Here is a 21,210-nt window from a genome sequence, read left to right as displayed (position 1 = left end):
CCCCCATGTGCGGCATCGTCGGAATGGTGGGGGCAGCCCCGGTCAATCAGGACATCTACGACGCACTCCTGCTGCTGCAGCATCGCGGCCAGGATGCGACGGGCATCGCGACGGCGGAGTCGAACGGGGTGATGCACAACGCCAAGGCGCAGGGCATGGTCCGCGAGGCGTTCCGCACCCGCGACATGCGAGCGCTGCTCGGCAATGTGGGCCTCGGCCACGTGCGCTACGCCACGAAGGGCACCGCTTCGAATGAAGAGGAGATGCAGCCCTTCTACGTGAACGCGCCGTACGGCATCATCCTCATCCACAACGGCAACCTCACCAACACGCGTGAGCTGACGGCCGAGATGGCGAAGCGCGACCGCCGCCACCTGAACTCCTCCAGCGACACCGAGCTGCTGCTGAACGTGCTCGCCGGCGAGCTGCAGAACACCACCTCGACCGTCGACCTCGACCCCGAGCGGGTGTTCGAGGCCGTCGCCCGCACGCACGAGCGCATCGAGGGCGCCTACGCCGTGATCGCCGTGATCGCCGGCTACGGCCTGCTCGCGTTCCGCGATCCCTTCGGCATCCGTCCGCTGATCCTCGGCCGTCGCCCGTCGACGGTCGCCGGCGCCGAGGGCAAGGACGAGTGGGTCGTCGCGAGCGAGTCGCTCGTGCTCGAGAACGGCGACTACGAGGTCGTGCGCGAGGTCGAGCCCGGTGAGGCGATCTTCATCACCACCGAGGGCGAGCTGTACTCGAAGCAGTGCTCAGAGGCCGCGCAGCTGGCGCCGTGCGCGTTCGAGTACGTCTACCTGGCCCGCCCCGACTCTGTCATGAACGGCATCTCGGTGTACGAGTCCCGCCTGCGCATGGGCGACCGTCTCGCCGACACCATCGCGAAGCACGTGCCGATGGACAAGATCGACGTCGTGATGCCGATCCCCGACTCCTCGCGCCCCGCAGCGATGGAGGTCGCCCGCAAGCTCGGCATCGAGTACCGCGAAGGCTTCTACAAGAACCGTTACGTCGGCCGCACCTTCATCATGCCCGGCCAGGCGGTGCGCAAGAAGAGCGTTCGGCAGAAGCTCAACGCCATGTCGACGGAGTTCCAGGGCAAGAACGTGCTGCTGATCGACGACTCGATCGTGCGCGGCACGACGTCGAAGGAGATCATCCAGATGGCCAGGGATGCCGGTGCCACGTCGGTGACCTTCGCCTCGGCTGCGCCGCCGGTCCGCCACCCGCACGTCTACGGCATCAACATGCCGTCGCGGCAGGAGCTCATCGCGCACGGCCGCACGATCCCCGAGATCGCCGAGGTGCTCGGCTGCGACCACCTCGTCTACCAGGAGGTCGAAGACCTGAAGGCGGCGATCACGGAGGGCTCGGCGATCACCGATCTCGACATGAGCTGCTTCGACGGCCGGTACGTCACCGGCACGGTCTCAGACGAGTACCTCGCCTGGGTCGAGGGCTCGCAGACGTCATGACGACGCCCGCCCGCCCGCTCTGGGAGGGGCGAACCCTCGCACTCGTGGGGATCGTGCTCGTCGCGTTCTCCCTGCGCTCCGCAGTCGCGTCGCTGTCCCCGGTGATCGATCACGTCGCGGAGGACTTCACGGTCTCGTCGGTCGTGGTCGGACTGATCGGCGCAGCCCCGCCGGTGTGCTTCGCGGTGTTCGGCCTGCTCACCCCGCTGTTCGAGCGCCGCTTCGGCCTGGAGCGCGTCGCTGTCACGGCCATCGCCCTGATGGCGGCCGGGATGCTGCTGCGCGGGTTCGCGGTCGACTCGGTCACGCTGCTCGCCGCGACCGCGCTCGTGTTCGCCGGCGTCGGCTCGGGCAACGTCCTGCTGCCGCCCCTCGTGAAGAAGTACTTCCCCGACCGCATCGGCGTCATGATGACGGTCTACTCGACCACGCTGGCGATCTCGACCTTCCTGCCGCCGCTGGTGGCCGTGCCGGTCGCCGATTCGCTCGGCTGGCGGGTGTCGCTCGGCATGTGGGGCATCGTCGCTGCGATCTCCCTGGTGCCGTGGCTGACGCTGCTGATCCGCGAGCGGTCGGCCCCCGTGACCGCACCGGCCGAGAACGTGGCGATCGATCCGACCGACGGTCGGCATGACGTGCAGGATGCGGTTGCCGTCGCGACCGGTCCGATCTCGACCGCTCCGGCGAACCCTCGATACTTCGCCCGCCTCTGGCGGCTGCCGCTCGCCTGGGCGCTGGCGCTCGTCTTCGGCACCTCGTCGACCATGGCCTACGTCTCGTTCGCCTGGTTGCCGACGCTGCTCGTCGACATCGGCGGCGTCACTCCGGCGACCGCCGGACTGCTGCTGTCGCTGTTCGCGCTGATCGGCCTGCCCTGCTCCATGATCGTGCCGATCATGGTCGTGCGGTTCCAGGCGACCCGTCCGCTGTTCTTCATCGCGGTCGGCGGCGGCCTGGTCGGTCTCCTCGGGCTGCTGCTCGTGCCGTCCGCTGCGCTGCCGCTGTGGGTGAGCTTCTTCGGGCTCACGGCCATCATGTTCCCGCTGAGCCTCGTGCTGCTCAGCATCCGCGCACGCACTCCGGAGAGCGCCGTCGCGCTGAGCGGCTTCGTGCAGAGCATCGGCTACGCGATCGCGGCGGTCTTCCCGCTGCTCGTCGGCCTGCTGCATGACACGACCGCCGGGTGGCAGGTGCCGCTCATCGTGATCGCCGGAGTGCTGATCGTCTCGATCCCCGCAGGCATCGTCGCTGGCCGTCGGCGCACGATCGAAGACGAGTGGGAGCGTCGCCACGGTCGCTGGTGACCGATCGGTTCAGCGGAATCGGACGAGTCCGCTGCGGGCTGCGCGGATGAGGATCTGCACGCGGTTGTTGACCTCCCACTTGGTCATGATGTTGCTCAGATGCGTCTTCACGGTGCTCTCGGAGACATGGATGGCGCGGGCGATCTCGGCATTCGAGCGACCGAGGGCCAGGTGCGTGACGATCTCCCGCTCGCGCTCGGAGAGCTGCTGGCCGGCTGCGAGTTCGTCTCTCGGCGTCGGCGCCCCGTCCTGAGCACTCTCGATCAGGCGGGCGGTGATCGCCGGCGACAGGGCTGCGGCGCCGGCGTGCACCAGACGGACCGCTTCGACGATCGCCTCGGGCTCGGCATCCTTCAGCAGATAGCCGGCGGCCCCGGCTCGGAGCATCGGCAGGATCATCTCGACCGTGCCGAAGGTGGTGATCGCCAGCACTCGGGTCGTCGGCGCGCTTGCGGCGATCTCGGTGGCGGCCTCCACGCCGCCCATGCGGGGCATCTGCATGTCGAGGAGGACGACATCAGGGCTCAGCTCCTGCACCAGAGCCACGCCGGCGACCCCGTCGACGGCTTCCCCCACGACGTCGATGTCGTGGGCGTCCTCGAGGAACACGGTCAGTGCTCGGCGGACGAGCTTGTCGTCATCGACGATGGCCACACGGATTCGTCCCACGCCTGGATCCTATCGTCGGCAGCTGGGGGTCCCGCCGCCGACCGCGTGCTGCGTCGTCTCCAGACCGAACGTACCGGCGAGAACGGCCCGAAAGACTATGGCGCCGTCCCTCGGATACCGGAAGTGTGAGCGGTGCACCGAAGAGATAATCGACGATATGAGCAAAATGCGGTCTGTCCTCGTGCCTCAGAGCACCTCGCGCGGATTCGACGCGGCCGCGCCGCTGAACACCGCCGAGCGAATCGTCCTGCTCGTCGTCGTCGCGGCGGCGATCATCGCGACCGTGCTCTCGGTCGCTCTCGGTGGCGAGCCGATCTCGTCCCTCGTCATCCTCGATGTGGCGATCACGGCGATCTTCGCGGTCTTCCTCATCTCTCCGCCGCTCGCCGTGGCGCTGCTCGCTCTGGCGATGGTCGTCGCGTTCCTCTCCGGCTACGACGGTCCGGCATTCGCGGCGCTCTCCGTCGCCACGGCCGTGGTCGTCCGGATGTGCTCGATGCGGGTGATCGTCGGCTTCACGGGACTGCTCTTGGTCGCTGCGGCCGCGATCGCGATCGTTCGGCCGTCGAAGCCGGTCGAGGTCGGCGTCGGACTGCTCGTCGCGGTGATCGCCGGCGCCGGTGGCTTCCTGCTCCGTTCGGCGCGGGGTCGTGAGCAGCGACTGGCAGCGGCCGCCAAGGAGCAGGCCGCCGTGATGGACCAGGTGCGTCGTGATGAGCGCCTGCTCATCGCCGACGAGCTGCACGACGTCATCGCTCACGATCTGACGGTGATCGCGATGCAGACTCGGGTGATGGAGCGCCAGCGCGATCCCGAGCTGCTCGCGCAGACCCAGCGCGAGATCGGCGACGCGGCTCGACGCGCGCTCCGGGACATCCGCCGGCTCATCGCACCGGGGCACGGCGAGGCGCAGCCGGAGCGGATCGACGACTTCGAGACGACCCTCGCGGAGATGGAGACGACGCTGCGCGCAGCGGGATACGCCCCGGACGTGACTGCAGACCTGTCGCAGCCGCTGCCCCGGCTGGTGGATGCCGCACTCGCACGCGTGCTGCGTGAGAGCACCACGAACATCATCAAGCACGGACGGGTGGGCCCGGTGCGCATCCAGGTGGGAGCGGATGCGCAGTCGGCCCGCCTGCGGGTCAGCAACGACTACAGCGTTCCCCGGGTTCGTACCGGCCTGCCGTCCGGAGGATTCGGCTCCACGCGGCTGGCGGAGCGGGTCGACGTGCTCGGAGGCGAGTTCATCCAGGCGACCGAGGGCGATGCATGGGTCGTGCGGGCGACGCTGCCGCTGGCCTGAGCGCGGTCAGCGAGCGCTGCGGGGTGGCGCGGTCGACGAGCGCACGATGAGCTGCGGATCCGTCGACGGGACATCGCCCACGGGCTCATGTCCTTCGATCTGGGCGATGACCCGCAATGCGGCGGCTCGTCCCATCGACTCGAAGGGCTGACGAACGGTGGTGAGTGCAGGCGAGGCGTAGGCGGCGAGGGCGATGTCGTCGACGCTGACCACGGAGACGTCCTCCGGCACATTCCGACCTGCTTCGTGCAGCGCGCGGATCAGGCCGAACGCCATCTCGTCGCTCGAGACGAAGACGGCGGTGACCTCGGGGATCGCGGCGATCGTGCGGCCGGCGCGGTAGCCGGACTCCGGCGTCCAGTCGGCCGGGATCACCGGCGGCGGCGTGATGCCGCGGTCGCGCAGCGTCTGCTCCCAGGCTTCGCTGCGCTGCTGGGTCTCGGTCCAGTAGTCGTCACCGGACACATGCCACACAGTTGCGTGGCCGAGATCGAGCAGGTGCTCGACGGCGAGTCGGGCGATCGCCCCCTGGTCGACGGCGAGCGGGGCATCCTCGTCGAGCGAGACGCGCTCGCTGCGCGTCGCCGGGGTGCGATCCATCCGCATCCGCATCGCCGGGCTGTCGAGCTCGACAGGCACGCCGAGGATGATGCCTTCCGCGCCCTGTCGCTCCAACCGGTCGAAGGCCTCCAGGAACGCCTCGTTCGAGGCATGATCCGCCACTGCTGCCGTCGACACCGTGTAGCCGTTCGCGGCGGCGGTCTGCTGGATGCCGACGCCGAGGGCAGCAGAGGAGTAGCGGTCGGTGGAGACCACGATCACGCCGAGCACGCGCGTGCGCCCCGAGGCGAGGGATGCCGCGGCGGCGTGCACCCGATACCCGAGCTCATCGACGGCGGCGAGGACGCGTCTCGCGGTGTCGGCGCGCACGTTGTCCTGCCCAGACATGACCCTGGAGACGGTCTGCGTCGAGACGCCGGCGAGCTTGGCGACGTCGACCTGGCTCGGAGAGCGGTCTTCCTGATGGCGGCGTGGTGACATGTGCCAATGGTAGCGATCAATCGCCGGAATATCAGTAACTGCGACGGGTTGCGATGCGATAATGTGAACGCAAACACTCGTCTTTGGAGCGCTATGTCCAACCTTCTCGCCGCCGTCGTCGACGGCCCGACCGCGAACGCCGCCACCTCGGCATCCGCGGACCTCGCTCTCGACTCCGCGCTGTCCTGGCGTGACGGCGAGATCATCCGCGAGGGTGCGCCGCACCGCATCCTGTCCGGGGCGATCCACTATTTCCGCGTCCACCCCGATCAGTGGGAGGACCGCCTGCGACGCCTCGCCGCGATGGGCGCGAACACGGTCGACACCTACATCGCGTGGAACTTCCACGAGCGCACGGAGGGCGACGCGCGGTTCGACGGCTGGCGCGACATCGAGCGCTTCATCCGCATCGCGGGGGAGGTCGGTCTCGATGTGTTCGTGCGTCCGAGTCCCTACATCTGCGCCGAGTGGTCGAACGGCGGCATCCCCTTCTGGCTCTCCGGTCGGGTGGATGCGCTGCGCACGAGCGACCCCGCCTTCCTCGCGGCGGTGGATGCCTGGTACGACCGGCTCATTCCGCTCCTCGTCCCGCTGCAGGCGGCGCACGGGGGATCGATCGTGGCGGTCCAGGTGGAGAACGAGTACGGGTCCTTCGGCAGCGACCATGCCTACCTCGCACACCTGCGAGACGGGCTGCGGTCGCGCGGCATCGTCGAGATGCTCACGACCGCCGACGGCATCACCGCCGACATGATCGAGCACGGCAGCGTGCCCGGCGCGATGACGACGTTCACGTTCGGCACCGGAGTCGCAGATGCCGTCGAGCTGCGCCGAGAGGGCGAGGCGCTGATGTGCAGCGAGCTCTGGGGTGGCTGGTTCGATCACTGGGGCGAGCGGCACCACGTCCGCTCGGCCACCAGCATGGGCGGCACCGTTGGCGAACTGCTGGCGCAGGGTGGCTCCGTGAGCCTCTACATGGCCCACGGCGGCACCAACTTCGGCCTGTGGAACGGTGCGAACCACGACGACGTGCTGCAGCCGACCGTGACGAGCTACGACTCCGACGCCCCGATCGGCGAGGACGGCACGCTGAACCCGAAGTTCCACGCGCTGCGCGAGCTGTTCGCACCGTTCCATGCCGGGGCGCTGCCGGATGTGCCCGCAGTGCCTCGTCGACAGGCGGCAGCATCCGCTGTCCTGGCACCGAGCCGATCCCTCCTGGAGCTCGTGCGCTCGCTCCCTGCCGTCGGCGAGCAGACGCCCGGTCCGCAGACGTTCGAGCGCCTCGGCGCCGAGGACGGCCTCGTCGCCTACGAGTCTCCCGTCGTCTTCTCCGCCGGCACGACGCTGACCATCGACGGGTTGCACGATCGCGCCTCGGTCTTCCTCGACGACGAGCGGCTCGGCACGCTCGACCGCGACGGCGAGACGTCGCTCGCGATGCCCGAGTCCGGCGGGCGGGGGCTGCTCACGATCGTGGTCGAGAGCCTCGGCCGGATCAACTACGGCCCCCGGACCGGCGAGGGGAAGGGCATCATGGGCTCGGTCATGATCGGCCGGCGGTTCGTGCATGGCTGGACGCACCGGATCGTCCCGCAGACGGCTCCGGATGCCGCGCCCGGCATGGTCTCGTCCGATGGCGTCGCGGTCGCGCGGATCGAGGTCGCCGAAGCACTCGATGCCTGGCTCGCCGTTCCCGGTGGCTCGAAGGGGATGGTCTGGCTGAACGGGTTCCTGCTCGGCCGCTATTGGAAGGTCGGTCCGCAGGAGACCCTCTATGCGCCTGCGCCGCTGTGGCGCGAGGGCTGGAACGAGGTCGTCGTGCTCGAGACGGACGCGCTCGGCAGCACGGTCGAGATTCGCGAGCAGCCGTCGTTCGGGCCGCCGGAGGAGTTCATCGGCTCCTGATCCGCCGGTCGTTCGGAGGCCGTCCCGCATCACTCGCGGGGCGGCCTTCCGTGCGCTGCGTGAGCATGCGTGCGAGTATGTTAGCGCTAGCTCCATGAAAAGGGTTGAAAAATCGGCGCATGCACCTCTAGAGTGATAGCGCAAACATTGATTCATCGATGACTCACTCAGGGCGCATCGGAGCGTCTCCTCTCCGAGCACCTCCCGTTCGAGAGGCAAGACGTGTCGAATCCTTCCCGATCATCCCGCGCGACGCGCACCGTCAGCTCCCTGCTGACGACCGCGCTCGTCTTCGGCGGTGCAGCTGTGCAAGCGGTGCCAGCGCAGGCAGCCGACCTGATCCCCGTCCCGAAGTCCGAGTACCGTCTGTCCGCCGTGTCGAGCGAGTCCGACCCCTATCCGGCCCCGCCCGCACTCGACGGCACCGCGCTCGGCGCCTTCGATGGCGACTTCTCCACGCAGTGGGTCTCGCGGTACACCGTGCCGGCCCCTGCCCCGCATTGGCTCTCGATCGACCTGCAGCGCTCGATCTCGATCAAGGCGCTCGACTACTCCGGCAAGAAGGGGCAGCGCATCGACGCGAAGCACGTCGAGGTGTACGTCACCGATGACGCTGCCGTCGCGACCACGTCTCCGAAGGACGGCGGCTGGGGCACAGCCGTGAGCACCGCGACGCTGCATGCGCCGGCGGCCGACGATGAGAAGCAGCGCATCGAACTCGCCACGGCGACGACAGGACGCTACGTCGCCTTCCTGATCATCGACGCCCAGGACCCGGCGGGCAACGGCGGCGGCGCAGGCGAGATCGAGGTCCTCTCCGACGCAGCCCTCCCGCCGATCGTCACCGACCCCGGCAACCCTCCGGCCGGCGACACCGTGCAGATCGAGAACGGCGGCACCACGGCGACCGTCTCCCGGACCTTCCCGCAGATCGTCGGCTACACGGTGGACGGCACGGCCATCGGCGGCCAGCGCACCTCGGGTGGCACCTGGGCGGTCAACGGCACCTCGTACACCGCCGAGACCACGGCCACGACAACGGCATCCGGCATCGACTACATCTCGGCGCTGGACGGCATCGACGTCACGGTGCGAAGCCGGATCCAGGTCTCGGACGACGGCACGGTCGGCTTCGAGGTCACCGGCGTGGAGGGCGCAGCATCGGTCAACACGCTCGGCCTTCCGGACAACGCATTCCTGTCGACCAGCGCTGCCGATGCCGGTTCGGTGCTCGATCGCACCGTGATCAGTCCTGACAGCACGAAGAACGCCGATGAGCACATCGCGCTGACCGCATCGACCGCGACCGGGCAGAAGGGCGCGTCCTTCGCGTTCCTCGGCACCGGCGAGGTCATCGGCAGCGTGATCACGAACGCGACGACGCAGGCTTCCGGGGGCACCGCGTCGTGGAACAGCCGCCTGACCACGCGGGTGACGGAGGCAGGCGGACGCACTGCAGAGATCGGCTCGAACTCCTGGCTCATCCACCCGACCACCGCGGTCGACAGCCGCGTGACGACCTACGAGCTGCCGAAGGTGACCGTGCTGTTCGCGGGCGACCGCAACGGCGACGACGTCGTCGACTGGCAGGATGCCGCCATCCGCTACCGCGAGATCGACACGCCGCGCCTCGGCGCAGACCGGGTCGCCGAGCGCGTCGTGAGCCGCATCCCGTTCAACTTCGCCTCGAGCGCGACCAACTACTTCGACCTCACGCTCGACAACACCAGGCGCATCGCCAACCAGACCGACGGACTCGGCCAGTGGGTGCTCAACAAGGGCTACGGCAGCGAGGGCCACGACTCCGCGAACACCGACTACGGCGACAACTTCAACGAGCGCGCCGGTGGGGTCACCGACCTGAACACGCTCGTCGATGAGGGCGCCAAGCTCAACGCCGACATGAGCGTGCACGTCAACGCCACCGAGATGTACCCGCAGGCGAACGCCTTCGACTCGGCGATCATCGACGGCGCTGCGCCCTACAAGCCGGGCTGGAACTGGCTGGACCAGTCGTACTACATCGACCAGCAGGCGGACCTCGGCTCCGGCCGCGTGCTCGACCGCTTCCAGCAGTTGCGCGACGAGGTGCCCGGCCTCAGCGGCGTCTACATCGACGTCTACTACTCGAACGGGTGGGTCGCCGAGGAGCTCGCCGACGAGCTGCACGGCATGGGCCTCGAGGTCGCGACCGAGTGGGGCGACAAGTTCGTCGACAACACGGTCTGGTCGCACTGGCCGAACGATCTCAGCTACGGCGGGGTGACGAACAAGGGCATCAACTCGACCATGGTGCGGTTCATCCAGAACGGCCAGGCCGACATCTGGAACGATGACGCTCTGCTCGGCCAGCAGCGGCTGGTCGACGCCGAGGGGTGGGTCGGCAACCAGAACTGGGACGGCTTCATCGACAACGTCTGGACCCAGAGCCTGCCGACCAAGTTCCTCCAGCACTTCGATCTGCTCACGTATGCGGCCGGTGCGAAGGCCACGCTGACCGACGACGTCGAGGTCGCGATCGATGCGGGAACACGCGTGATCACGATGGACGGCGCCACGGTGCTCCGCGGTGACTCGTACCTGCTGCCCTGGCAGTCGCTCGACTCCAACGCCGACGCCGGTTCGCCGGTCGACGCCGACAAGATGTACTTCTACTCGGCATCCGGCGGCGAGAAGACCTTCGGCCTCACGGATGCCTTCAGCGCGAACACCACGTTCGACGTGTTCGAGCTGGGCGACCAGGGCCGCGTCAAGGTCGGTACTGCGAACGCGGCCGACGGCACGCTCACGCTGACCGGCGACAAGGGCGTCTCCTACGTGGTCGTGCCGCAGGGCGGGGCGCAGCGCGCCGCGGTCGAGTACCACGACGCCGGTCTGGATGACCCGGGGTTCAACGCCGGATCGCTCGATGTCTGGCACCCCGAAGGCGATGTCTCGCTCGAGCGGACCGACCTCGGTGCGAAGAAGAACGAGTCCCGCGGCGACAACATCGCCGTGCTCGGCGCCGGCGAGTCGTCGATCGGCCAGACCGTCACCGGGCTCGAGCCGGGGCAGCGGTACTCGTTCTCCGCGCAGGTGCAGATCGATCCGACCGCGACCCGACACGTCAGCGTCGCGGTCGACACCGGAGGCGGAACGGTCGACAGCACATGGAACCTCTCACCGACCTCGAACTACATGCGTGCCGACTCGAAGGCCGGTCAGCACTATCAGCGCGGTTCGGTGTCGTTCCTCGCGCCGGCATCCGGCGAGGTCGACGTGTCGATCAGGGCCGCGGCCGGTGAGGCGAAGGTGCGCGTCGACAACGCGCGCATCATGCTCGACACCACCGCTGCGACGGTCGCCGGCGCGGTCTACTCGAACGACTTCGAGGGCAACCAGGCGGGCTGGGGACCGTTCGTGAAGGGCGACGCCAACGGCATCGACGATCCCCGCACGAGCATCTCGCGCCGGCACGATCCGTACGCGAGCAGCGAGTGGCGCAACACGGCTGCCCCGTTCGCCCCCGGCGGCGCACTGGCAGGTCTCGCGACCGATTCGACGTTGACGGGCGACCACTCCCTGATGTCGCACTCCGAGAACAACGGCGTCGTGTACCGCACCGATCCGACGCTCGTGCCGCTGCAGGCAGGGCACACGTACCGGATCGGGTTCGACTACCAGGTCGGTGCGAGCGGCGCGTACCGCTGGCTCAGCGGCACCGACGTCGTGTCGGGCGGTGAGGTCACCTCGACCACGCTCAGCCGCACGCCCATCGATCAGGCCCTGGAGACCACTGCGTTCAGTCAGGACGTGGTCGTCGGATGCGGCGACTACACCTGGGTCGGTCTGGAGCGGGCAGGGGGACCGGACGTCGACTTCGTGCTCGACGATTTCACCGTGACGGATCTGGGAGCGACCACCGGCGGCACGCCGTGCGCGACCGTGTCCGGTGAGAGCGCGGTGCTGAACCCCGGCGGTCAGGCGAGCTTCACGACGACGTTCACGAACAGCGAGGATCTCGCGGTCGAGAACATCGGCGTGCAGCTCGAGCTGCCTGACGGCTACACGGTCGAGGTCGCTGAGGGCTCGTCGAACCTGTTCGCATCGGTCGCACCGGGGGAGAGCGCCGACACCACCTGGCTGATCACCGCTCCGGCAGAGGCAGCGGGCACATCGGTCGGCATCGGCATCTCGGCGACGTACCTCGCCGACTGCGATGCGCGGACGGTGAGCGCGGTGCAGCAGGCCGCCGTGGCGTCGCGAGCACGGATCCCGAACGCGCAGATCACGGCATCCGCCAGTTCGGAGGAGGTCGATGGCGAGGACGGCGCAGCCGCGAACATGCTCGACGGCGACGCCGGCAGCTTCTGGCACAGTCGATGGAGTGCGAACGCGACCTCGTATCCGCATGTGCTGACCTTCGATCTCGGCGCAGCAGAGCAGGTCGACGGAGTCTCGTACCTGCGCCGCGGCGCCAACCAGAACGGTCCGATCAAGGGGTATCAGGTGGCCGTCTCGACCGACGGTGCGACGTTCACCGACGTGACCTCGGGCGAGTGGAAGAACGTCGCCGAGTGGCAGGACGTGAACTTCGACGAGACCACGGCCCGATACATCCGCATCACGGCAACCTCATCGATCTCGGGGACCCAGTTCGCCGCGGTCGCCGAGATGGCGGTCTACGGCTCCTCAGCACCGAACGAGGGGCACGCTCCGAAGGCGCGGCCGGCGGACGACCTGAGCGAGTGCACCCCGGCCACCGACCCGAAGCTGAGCCTCGGTGCGGACTCGGTCCGGGCCGGGGAGACCGTCGAGGCAAGACTGACGGGCTTCGCGCCGGAGTCGACGGTGTCGATCTGGCTCGACGAGGTGCGACTGGCGGATGCGCCGGTCGATGCCGACGGGAGCGTCACGACGCCAGTGCTGATCCCGGTGGACACGACCGTCGGCACGCACCGCATCACGGTGCAGGATGCCGCGGGCACCGAGCTCGCGGGTGCCGAGGTGCAGGTGAAGAAGGCCAAGCCAGTGGACGCACCGACCGTGGTCGCCGCGGTGGGCGCCGTGCAGGCCGGCGGCTCGGTGGGCGTGCAGCTGCGCGGGTTCGAGGCTGGAGCGCTCGTGCAGCTCTGGCTGCATTCCGAGCCGGTCAAGGTCGGCGAGGTCGTGGTGTCGGACAGCGGTGAGGCGTCCGCCACCATCACGATCCCCGCCGGGACTGCAGCCGGTGCGCACTCGATCGTGGCGACGGATGCCGTTGGCGCCGAGCTGGCGCGGACGGGACTCTCGGTCACTGCTGCACCCGCGTCTGCGGGCGGCGGCGACCTTGCGACGACGGGCGCCGACGGTGTGCTCTGGTCGACCGTCGGCATCTCGGCGCTGGTGCTCATCACCCTCGGTGCGCTGCTGTGGACGCGCCGTCGGCGGATGAGCTGATCGTGCGCTGACCGGCTCGGACGAAGCGGCCCGGAGGTCTTCCTCCGGGCCGCTTCGCGGTGTCGCGCCGTGTGCTCGACTCGTGGGTGGGGAAGCGGCGGCAGATCGCTGCGCTCGAGTCCGAGGAGGCGGAGCTGCTGGTGCAGCAGATCGCGATCCACGATGCCGGTCCCGACATCGCTCGCGAACCGGCGGGACGCAACACCGGCTGGAGCCGGCTCTTCCTCGACGCGACCTGCCGGTCCCATCACACGCTGAAGCATCCCGATGCGCCCGAGGTGCATCGATGGACTGCGCAACAGCGACAGGACGGCACGATCACCTGGTTCAGTCCGCTGGGACGCGGGTATCCGGATCCGCCCTCGCGGTGCGTGATGTTCGTCTGACCTGCCCGATGAGCCTTTGCCCGATGAGCCCTTGCCCGATGAGCCTTTGCCCGCTCAGCCCTTGACCGCTCCAGCCGCCAGTCCGGAGCGCCAGTAGCGCTGCAGCGTGAAGAACAGCAGGATCAGCGGGATCACGCCCAGCAGGGCGCCGAGCATGACCGCGCCCTTGTCGGGCGAGAAGTAGCTCATCATGCCGTACAACCCGAGTGTGACCGGCTTGAGATCCTGGCTCGAGATCATCATGAGCGGCAACAGGAAGTTGTTCCATGTCGCCACGAAGATGAACAGGAAGATCGTCACCATCGCCGGACCCAGCAGGCGCAGGACGATCGTGAAGAAGATCCGCCCCTCACCGGCGCCGTCGATACGTGCGGCCTCCAGCAGTTCGGTCGGCACCGAGGACTGCGCGTAGACCATGCCGAGGAAGACGCCGAACGGTGAGACCGCTGAGGGGATGATGATCGCCCAGACCGTGTTCGTCAGGCCCAGCGCGTGGAACTCGATGTAGAGCGGCACCGTGAGCAGCGCGACCGGGAGCAGGAGCCCTGCCATGATCACGCCGACCGCGATCTTCTTGCCGGGGAAGGCGAACTTCGCGATCGCGTAGCCGGCCATCACGGCGAACAGGGTGCCGATCACGCCCGCGCTGACTGAGTAGAACAGCGAGTTGCCGACCCAGCGCCAGAACAGACCCTGCGTCCAGCCCATCAGGCTGTCGTAGTTCGCGCCGAGGTTCCAATCGGCGAACCAGAAGCCGAAGGTCGACGTGAGATCGGTGTTGTTCTTGGTCGAGGCGACGATGAGCCAGTAGACGGGCACGAGGAAGTAGAGGGTCGCCACGACGAGGGCGATGATGCCGAACACGCGGGCGAGCGGGCCGGGGGCGATCGACGGCGGTGGTGCGTCGGCGGCCTGCGGGCGGCGAGTGCGTCGACGTCCGGGAGACGGAGCGGTGGTGAGGAGGCGTGTGGTGGTCATGCGTCGCCCTTTCGGCGCTGGAGCAGCGCGTAGACGATCGCGAGCAGGCCCGCGATGAGTGCCATGAGCAGGGAGTAGGCGGATGCCGGGCCGCTGCCGGAGGGGGAGAGCTCCCCCATCATGGAGTTGTAGGTGAGCATCATCGGGGTGAAGTCCTTGCCCATCCAGGAGTTCGCCGATTCCATGATGACCGGCTCGTTGAACAGCTGGATCGTGCCGATGATCGACAGCAGCACGGCGAGCAGGGCCGCCCCGCGCACGAGCGGGACCTTGATGCGCATCGCCACCTGGAAGCCGGATGCTCCGTCGAGGCGGGCCGCCTCGTACAGATCGCGCGGCACGGCCTGCAGCGCGGAGAGGAAGATCAGCATGTTGTAGCCCGTGTAGGTCCACGTGGTCATGTTGGCCATCGAGAACAGGATCGTCTGCGGCGACATGAGGTCGGTGCCCTCGGGGAGGTACGGCAGGAACGGCGACACCTGGGGTGTGTAGAGGTACAGCCACATCATCGCCGCGATGATGCCGGGGACCGCGTACGGGAGGAAGAACGCGAGACGGAACAGGGCGGGGCGGCGAACGATGAACGAGTCGAGGAGCAGGGCGAGGGCGAGGGCCATCACCGTCATCAGCGGGATCTGCAGCGCGGCGAAAGCCACGACGCGTCCCATGCCCGACCAGAATGCGCCGTTGCCGATCGCCGCGGCGAAGTTGTCGAGGCCGACGAAGGCGTCCACCAGCTCGCCGCCGCCGTAGAGCCCATCGCCGGAGGGCACCTGGGCGAAGAACGCGGAGCGCACCGAGACGATGATCGGCACGAGGAACACGACGGCGAAGAGCACGGCGAACGGCGCCATGAACAGCCAGCCGGTCACCCCCTCGCGGCGGTTCCCTGAGCCTCGGCGGATGCGCCGGATCGGGGTGTGCGGGTCCGGCAGCGCTGCCGACGGCCGCGTCTCGGTCACAGTGACCATGGTGTCGCCTCTCGATTCATGACGACGGCGGAGCGCACCGTCTGTGCGTGCGCTCCGCCGTCGATCATCCGATGATGCCGTCTCGGCAGGTCACTCCGCGACCGGGAGGCCGAGGTCCTTCAGGGAGGTGACCGCGGTGTCCTGCGCGGTCGTGAAGACGTCCGCGACCGTCGCGGTGCCGGCGACCGCCGCGGCTGCCGTCTCGTTCATCTTCGACAGCGTCGAGAAGCCAGGGGCGTAGGGGAAGTCGGGGTTGAGGTTCTCGGTCGCGGTGGCGAGCTCGGCGAGCACATCCTGGTCGCCGAACTGACGCAGCATCTTCTCCGGCGTCTCGACGCTGCCCTTCGCGGCGACGACGAGTCCCTGCGACGCGAGATCGTCGACCTGCGTGTTGAACCAGTCGTTGAACTCCATCGCTTCGGCTGGGTGCTCGCAGCCCTTCATGACCGAGATGCCCGAGCCGCCGTCGGGGCCGCTCAGCGCGCCGGCGCCGAAGTCGGGAAGCTGCGCGACGCGCCACTGCCCCTCCGCAGGAGTGCCGTCGAGCGAGTCGAGCAGGAATCCGGCCTCCCAGGCGGCGCCGATGTGTCCGATCAGGCTGCCGTCGTTCAGGGCTGCCGTGAACCCCTCGCCCCAGCGCTCGGTGGCCAGCGTCTGCTTGCTGTCCAGGAGCCCCTGCCAGAAGCCGGCGACGCGCTCCGCGCCGTCTCCCTCGGCGTCGACCTTCCACTCGTCGCCCTCGGTGCTGAACCAGGTGTCGCCGGCGGCGGCGGCCTGACCGGCGAGCCAGTTCTGCGCCTCGTCCGGCGTGAACGCCGTGACGTACTTGCCTGCGGCCGTGGCAGCGGCGGAATCGGCCGTGAGGTCATCGAGGGTGGTCGGCACGTCGAGTCCGAGGGCGGTGAACTCGGCCTCGTTGTAGAAGTACACCAGGGGGCCGGTGTCGGTCGGCAGACCGACGATCGCATCGCCGACCTTCATGCCGCTGAACGCGCCGGCCGAGAAGTGGTCCTCGTACTTCTTCGCCTCGGGGGCGACATCCTGCAGCAGCCCCTTGACGAACAGCTGCGGAACCTCGGCGTACCCGGTCTGTGCGAGGCAGGGGCCGTTGCCGGCCTTGATGTCGGTCTCGAGCTTCAGGATCATGTCGCTCGACTTGCCGTCGAACTTCGTGGCCTTCACCTGGATGTCCGGGTGGTCGGCGTTCCAGCGCTTGACGATGTCGTCGACCTTGGTCATCCCGTCGCCGTCGGGGAGGCGGTGAACGTACTCGATCGTGATCGGGTCGCCGCCGGCGCTGCCGGAGTCGGTGTCGCCGGACGAGCAGGCGGCGAGGCCGAAGGCCGATACGGCACCGACGGCGACGATCGCGGCGGTGCGTGTGAAGCGAGGGGTGATTGCCATGCTGTTCTCCTCTTCGAGGTCAGGTTCTGCGGATCTTCCCGGATGAGGGGTGGCGTTGCGGCGCCGTCGATCACATGCACATCAAATCAGAAAATGTTTGCGTTCACAAGCGCGTGATTCAGATGATTCAAGCAGGCCTGATAGCCTCCGACGGGAGCGCTGACATCGAGCAGGGACGACACGTTCGATCGCCGTTCGATCGTCGCGAGCGATCTCAGCGTGCGTGCAGTTCGTCGCCGACGCGGATGACGCCGGCCGGTGCGGTGCCCTGATCGTCGGCCCATCCCGGCAGCAGCAGCCGGCCCAGGGTCGGCTCGTCCTGCGCGAGTGCTCCGGTGAGGGTGGTGAGCACCTTCGCGTCGCGGATCCCGGTGTCCGGATTCGCGTGCGTCGCCAGGCAGCGCACGATCGGGCCAGCGGCGCGGAAGGTCATGTCGCCGATGCGCACCTCGCTCGACCAGTCGAGCTCCTCCCACGCATCGACCCCGTCGATCACGACGTTCGAGCGGAAGCGGCGGTCGTCGATGCGCAGTTCCAGTGCGTCGCCGAGCGCATCCACGCTGGCCCGGCTGTGCACCGAGACGTAGCCCTGCGGTCGATCCTGGAACTGCGAGGTCTCGCCGTCGCCGACGAGCACGAGGGGAAGTCGCCCGGGGCGGCCGAGCTTCTTCGCCTCGGGCGTCGCGAGCACGAACTCGGTGATCGCGTCGGTCAGCGCCGCACGGCCATCGACGTCGAGCCCGGCCTCGACCAGCACGTCGCCGCCCTGCTCGATCCGGATCCGTCTGGATGCGTCGTCATAGCTCGTGCGGAGCGCGGCCAGCGCGGGGAAGTCCTGCAGTGCGAGGCCCTTGGCCTTCGGCCAGTAGTCCAGGCCGTCGCGGTCCTCCGGGGTGGCGGCATCCGCGAATCGGAATGCGAGCACGCGATCTCCGGCGACCCTGCCGTCGGCCTGCACGATCAGCGCATCGACGGATTCGGGCGTGAGGCCCTTGATCGGGTGGCGGTAGAGGGAGACGACGCGGGCCATGAGGAGATCCTCTCAGGTGGGCGCCCAGCATCCGGGCACGACGAAACCCCCGTAGGTCGTACGGGGGAGACGTCGAACAGAAAGCGGTCAGGCCTTCTCTAGTTCGTCCTCGTCTTCGTCGGCATAGTCATCAGCCCACTTGTCGACGTAGGCGTCTTCGTCGGTCGGATGACCCAATTCGCGCTCGAGAGCGGAATAGTTCACCGACGGACTGTACGCCTTGAGTTCGCGGGCGATCTTTGTGTGTTTCGCCTTCTGACGGCCACGGCCCATGCGCGAGACCCCCTCACGAGTTAAGCTGCGGGCGGCAAAAGCCCGAGGCATCACGACACCGGCGCGCAGCCGGTAAGAGTAGCATTCAGAATAGCACGCGGGTAAGACCCTCTGGCTGACGCCAGGCTGGTGAAGGGAACGATCTTCATGACCGAGAACACCTCCACTCCGTCCGACGAGGCTGCACAGAACGCAGCGCTGCAGAAAGCGGTGATCGTCGGCCTGCAGCCGGAACAGAATCAGCGCGTCCTCGAGGAGGCGCTGCGGTTCTCCCGACTGCTCGATGTGCCGCTCGTCGTCGCCCACGTCGACGTCACGCGCTTCGTGACCTACGAGGATCCGGACGGATACGTGCACTCCGCGCCGATCGACATCAACTTCGACGCCGGTGCGGCCGAGTTCGAAGCCGTGCAGTCCGCCGCCGCCGCGGTGCTCGACCCGGCCGGGATCACCTGGACGGCTCGCCAACTCGTCGGCGATCCGGCGCTGGCGATCAAGCAGCTCGCGAACAAGCTCGACGCCCAGCTCATCGTGGTCGGCACCCGCAAGCGAGGGATCGGCGAGTCGATCCGCGAGTTCTTCACCGGATCGGTCGCAGCGCGCCTGACGCACCGGCAGCACCGCTCGGTGCTCGTCGTGCCGCTCGGCGAGTCGGTGCCCGATTCGCAGAAGGAGATCTGGCCCGAGTAGTCGTCGGGAGCTCCTGGAACGACGACGCCCCCTCGGACTCGGCTGAGTACGAGGGGGCGTCTGTGATGGGGCGGGTCAGGAGGACGCGAGGGCTCTCGTCACGGCGTGCGCCGCGGCATCGAGTCCGTCCTCCAGCTCGGAGACGACGGATGCCGGCAGGGCGCCGCCCTTCGCCACATGCGTCCGGATGTCGGTGCGCACCCTGGCACGGAACGCGTTGATGATGGCATCCGCCCGGTGCAGCTCTTCGCGACTGGTGACGCGGACGTCGTCGCTCGCCGCGCGCGGTCGGCTTTTCGCAGCAGCGCGCTCATCGTGCTCCGCCGAGGCGAGATCGGCCCGCAGGCTCTTCATCGCGTCCTTCACGCTCTGGCGCACCTCGTTCGCGATCAGACGAACCGAGTCGGCGAGACCGGACTCGATGCCGGCCAGGTCGCCCTCGCGTGCTGCGAGCTCTTCACGACCTGCGTCGGTGATGGAGTAGATCGTGGTGCGGCCGTCGACGGTCTTCGAGACCAGGCCCTCCTCCTCGAGCTTCGCGAGCCGCGGGTAGATCGTGCCGGCGCTCGGCGTGTAGGTGCCGCCGGTGCGGTCGGTCAGCGACTGGATGATGCCGTAGCCGTGCTGCGGCGCCTCGGCGAGCAGCGACAGGAGGTAGAGCCGCAGGTCGCCGTGCGAGAACACTGCGGGGCTCATGCTTCCTCCCACTCCGCGTCGTTCGTGATCGACTCGGGAGCCCGGCGCAGCACCGTGACGCCGCCGGAGACGGAGTTCGCGCGCAGATCGACGAAGCGACCGGCGAGCTCGCCCTTCGTGCCCGTGTAGTTGCTCGGACCGGAGGAGTTGCGCTCGATGCCGTCGATCAGCAGGCGGCCGGTGAGCGAGCGGATGACGTAGTTCGCAGCGAGGGACTCGTCGAGGCGCACCGTGGTGCCGCCGGAGACCGAGTTCACGGTGATGGAGTTCACGTCGCCCGCGGCATCGACCAGTGTGGCGCCCGAGACGATGTCGACCGTGGCCTTGCGGACAGCACCGGTCACGGCCACATCTCCCGAGACGCTGTTCGCGCTGATCGAGCCGGTCAGTCCGCGCACCTGCACGTCGCCGGACACCGAGTTCACGGTGAGGTCGCCGATCAGGGTGTCGACGATGATGTCGCCGGACACCGTGTTCAGCCGGGTGTCGTTGCGGAGGCCGGAGACGAGGGCGCCGGCGCTGACGACGCCGAGGTTCAGCGCGATGGAGCGGGGGACGGCGACGCTCACCTCTGCACGGGGGCCGCCGGAGCCGAAGTTGCGGAACACCTCGAGGAAGTTGTCCCAGCCCAGCTGCGGGTGATCGATCTCGACCTCGCCGTCGTGGGCCTCCACGCGGAGGTCTTTGGTGGTGACGCCGTGCACCTCGATGCGGATGCCGGGTTCGTCATGGGCGATGATGTCGACCTGTCCTCCGACGAGACCGACCTTGAGCCGGGTCGCGGATGCGATGTCGATGACGCGTTCTTCGCCGGGGGCGATGAGCCACTTCTCGGTCATGTCTGCTTCTCCTGTGTCGTGGATCACGATATATCGTGTGTTGGAAGAGTAACACGATATATCTCGATGGTGTCAAGGGGGTGCTGGGAATCCGCAGGAGCAGCCCGCCACTCGATGGTGGCGGGCGCCTCCTGGTCGGGACTGTCCGGCTCAGTTCGGAGGTGCGACGTACTGCACCACCCTCGTCACGGCGTTGTTCGACAGGTTCGATTCGCTGGTGCCTGCCGGCGCGACCAGGGTGACGACCAGCGGTGCGAGGTCGCCGAAGAATGTCGAGCTGTTGATCGTGGCGAAGAACGGCTGGATCGGGACCGTCGTCCCATCGGCGGGGATCGCGATCGGCAGCGAGAACGTCACGGTCCGCGTGTTCCCGGCGATTTCGGAGGTGAGCTCGGTCGCCGGCTCGCCCTGCATCGACACCATCACGTCGTCGAGCAGACGGACATCGAAGCTCACGACCAGCGTCGTCCCCGGTGTGGCGCTCGGACCGAAGGTGGTGGCGTCGAAGGAGTACGGGACCGTCACGTCGAAGGCCAGCGTTCCCTCCGGATTCGTCACGATGATCCTGTCGCCGAACGGCTGCGCTGTGAGCTCGAGATCGATCACCGTGCTCGCGGCGGCGAGCGGTGCGGACATCGCGACGGCGACGACAGGCAGCGACCAGGCGGAGGCCCTGAGGATCGTCCGGCGGCTCGGGTGGATCGGCGTCGAGCGGGTGGTTTCGGGCATGCGAGTGCTCCTCCGGGTGAGATGGCGTAGCGACTCCTCCGGGAGTCCCACCCAGGGTAGGTGAGAGAGATGATGGTTGACCTTGACGCA

At 68.3% G+C, this 21,210-nt stretch carries 17 protein-coding genes; 7 read left to right on the top strand and 10 right to left on the bottom strand.

What is annotated here, in order from left to right:
• Positions 1-5: 5 nt before the first annotated feature.
• On the top strand, positions 6-1,478 hold the full coding sequence (purF, locus tag V7Z82_RS06855) for an amidophosphoribosyltransferase (RefSeq protein WP_334149405.1): 1,473 nt from the start codon (positions 6-8) through the stop codon (positions 1,476-1,478).
• Entirely contained in the window at positions 1,475-2,782 is a 1,308-nt protein-coding gene (locus V7Z82_RS06850) for an MFS transporter (RefSeq protein ID WP_334149403.1), read from the top strand. Before purF ends, V7Z82_RS06850 begins: the two co-directional genes overlap by 4 nt.
• A 9-nt stretch (positions 2,783-2,791) precedes the next feature.
• Here V7Z82_RS06850 and V7Z82_RS06845 read toward each other — a convergent pair whose 3' ends face one another.
• Complete coding sequence (locus V7Z82_RS06845) at positions 2,792-3,451, bottom strand: response regulator transcription factor (RefSeq protein WP_334149401.1); 660 nt, start codon at positions 3,449-3,451, stop codon at positions 2,792-2,794.
• Between the two features lie 181 nt (positions 3,452-3,632).
• Here V7Z82_RS06845 and V7Z82_RS06840 point away from each other — a divergent pair, with 181 nt between their 5' ends.
• Positions 3,633-4,757, top strand: coding sequence for a sensor histidine kinase (locus V7Z82_RS06840; protein WP_334149399.1), 1,125 nt, complete (start codon positions 3,633-3,635; stop codon positions 4,755-4,757).
• Between the two features lie 6 nt (positions 4,758-4,763).
• On the opposite strand, the gene V7Z82_RS06835 is transcribed toward V7Z82_RS06840, so the two are convergent.
• Positions 4,764-5,798: a LacI family DNA-binding transcriptional regulator gene (locus tag V7Z82_RS06835; RefSeq protein WP_334149397.1), complete on the bottom strand. Its 1,035-nt coding sequence runs from the start codon at positions 5,796-5,798 to the stop codon at positions 4,764-4,766.
• A gap of 93 nt (positions 5,799-5,891) precedes the next feature.
• Here V7Z82_RS06835 and V7Z82_RS06830 point away from each other — a divergent pair, with 93 nt between their 5' ends.
• The 3 genes from V7Z82_RS06830 to V7Z82_RS06820 all read left to right on the top strand — a co-directional run bounded on the left by V7Z82_RS06830 (position 5,892) and on the right by V7Z82_RS06820 (position 13,510).
• Positions 5,892-7,706 (top strand): glycoside hydrolase family 35 protein, encoded by a 1,815-nt coding sequence (locus V7Z82_RS06830; RefSeq protein ID WP_334149395.1) that lies wholly within the window; start codon positions 5,892-5,894, stop codon positions 7,704-7,706.
• A gap of 222 nt (positions 7,707-7,928) precedes the next feature.
• Positions 7,929-13,124 carry an endo-alpha-N-acetylgalactosaminidase family protein gene (locus V7Z82_RS06825; RefSeq protein WP_334149393.1) on the top strand — a complete coding sequence of 1,732 codons (5,196 nt, stop codon included), beginning with the start codon at positions 7,929-7,931 and terminating at the stop codon, positions 13,122-13,124.
• Positions 13,125-13,183: 59 nt separating this feature from the next.
• Positions 13,184-13,510 carry a hypothetical protein gene (locus tag V7Z82_RS06820; protein ID WP_334149391.1) on the top strand — a complete coding sequence of 109 codons (327 nt, stop codon included), beginning with the start codon at positions 13,184-13,186 and terminating at the stop codon, positions 13,508-13,510.
• Positions 13,511-13,564: 54 nt separating this feature from the next.
• Here the strand turns inward: V7Z82_RS06820 and V7Z82_RS06815 are convergent, their stop codons facing one another.
• The 5 genes from V7Z82_RS06815 to V7Z82_RS06795 all read right to left on the bottom strand — a co-directional run bounded on the left by V7Z82_RS06815 (position 13,565) and on the right by V7Z82_RS06795 (position 18,166).
• A complete protein-coding gene (locus V7Z82_RS06815) occupies positions 13,565-14,488 on the bottom strand; it encodes a carbohydrate ABC transporter permease (RefSeq protein WP_334149389.1) in 924 nt (307 codons plus the stop codon).
• Positions 14,485-15,459 carry a carbohydrate ABC transporter permease gene (locus tag V7Z82_RS06810; protein WP_334149387.1) on the bottom strand — a complete coding sequence of 325 codons (975 nt, stop codon included), beginning with the start codon at positions 15,457-15,459 and terminating at the stop codon, positions 14,485-14,487. The genes V7Z82_RS06815 and V7Z82_RS06810 overlap by 4 nt, the downstream gene beginning before the upstream one ends.
• 90 nt (positions 15,460-15,549) lie before the next feature.
• Positions 15,550-16,863 (bottom strand): ABC transporter substrate-binding protein, encoded by a 1,314-nt coding sequence (locus V7Z82_RS06805; RefSeq protein ID WP_334149385.1) that lies wholly within the window; start codon positions 16,861-16,863, stop codon positions 15,550-15,552.
• A 214-nt stretch (positions 16,864-17,077) separates the two neighbouring features.
• Positions 17,078-17,893: an MOSC domain-containing protein gene (locus V7Z82_RS06800; protein WP_334149383.1), complete on the bottom strand. Its 816-nt coding sequence runs from the start codon at positions 17,891-17,893 to the stop codon at positions 17,078-17,080.
• 87 nt (positions 17,894-17,980) lie between these two features.
• Positions 17,981-18,166 carry a DUF3073 domain-containing protein gene (locus V7Z82_RS06795; RefSeq protein ID WP_029259537.1) on the bottom strand — a complete coding sequence of 62 codons (186 nt, stop codon included), beginning with the start codon at positions 18,164-18,166 and terminating at the stop codon, positions 17,981-17,983.
• 147 nt (positions 18,167-18,313) lie between these two features.
• Here V7Z82_RS06795 and V7Z82_RS06790 point away from each other — a divergent pair, with 147 nt between their 5' ends.
• Positions 18,314-18,856: a universal stress protein gene (locus tag V7Z82_RS06790; RefSeq protein WP_334149370.1), complete on the top strand. Its 543-nt coding sequence runs from the start codon at positions 18,314-18,316 to the stop codon at positions 18,854-18,856.
• 75 nt (positions 18,857-18,931) lie between these two features.
• Here the strand turns inward: V7Z82_RS06790 and V7Z82_RS06785 are convergent, their stop codons facing one another.
• The 3 genes from V7Z82_RS06785 to V7Z82_RS06775 form a co-directional block, all read right to left on the bottom strand.
• The gene (locus V7Z82_RS06785; RefSeq protein ID WP_334149368.1) at positions 18,932-19,552 is read right to left on the bottom strand and encodes a PadR family transcriptional regulator; all 621 of its coding nucleotides are present in this window, start codon (positions 19,550-19,552) and stop codon (positions 18,932-18,934) included.
• Positions 19,549-20,391 carry a DUF4097 family beta strand repeat-containing protein gene (locus tag V7Z82_RS06780; protein ID WP_334149366.1) on the bottom strand — a complete coding sequence of 281 codons (843 nt, stop codon included), beginning with the start codon at positions 20,389-20,391 and terminating at the stop codon, positions 19,549-19,551. Before V7Z82_RS06780 ends, V7Z82_RS06785 begins: the two co-directional genes overlap by 4 nt.
• Positions 20,392-20,541: 150 nt before the next feature.
• Complete coding sequence (locus V7Z82_RS06775) at positions 20,542-21,120, bottom strand: hypothetical protein (RefSeq protein WP_334149364.1); 579 nt, start codon at positions 21,118-21,120, stop codon at positions 20,542-20,544.
• Positions 21,121-21,210: the final 90 nt, after the last annotated feature.

This window comes from Microbacterium sp., assembly GCF_036823965.1.
Classification (GTDB): Bacteria; Actinomycetota; Actinomycetes; order Actinomycetales; family Microbacteriaceae; genus Microbacterium.
Note: the sequence above shows the minus strand (reverse complement) of the source record. Positions and strands in the feature narration are given on the sequence as shown.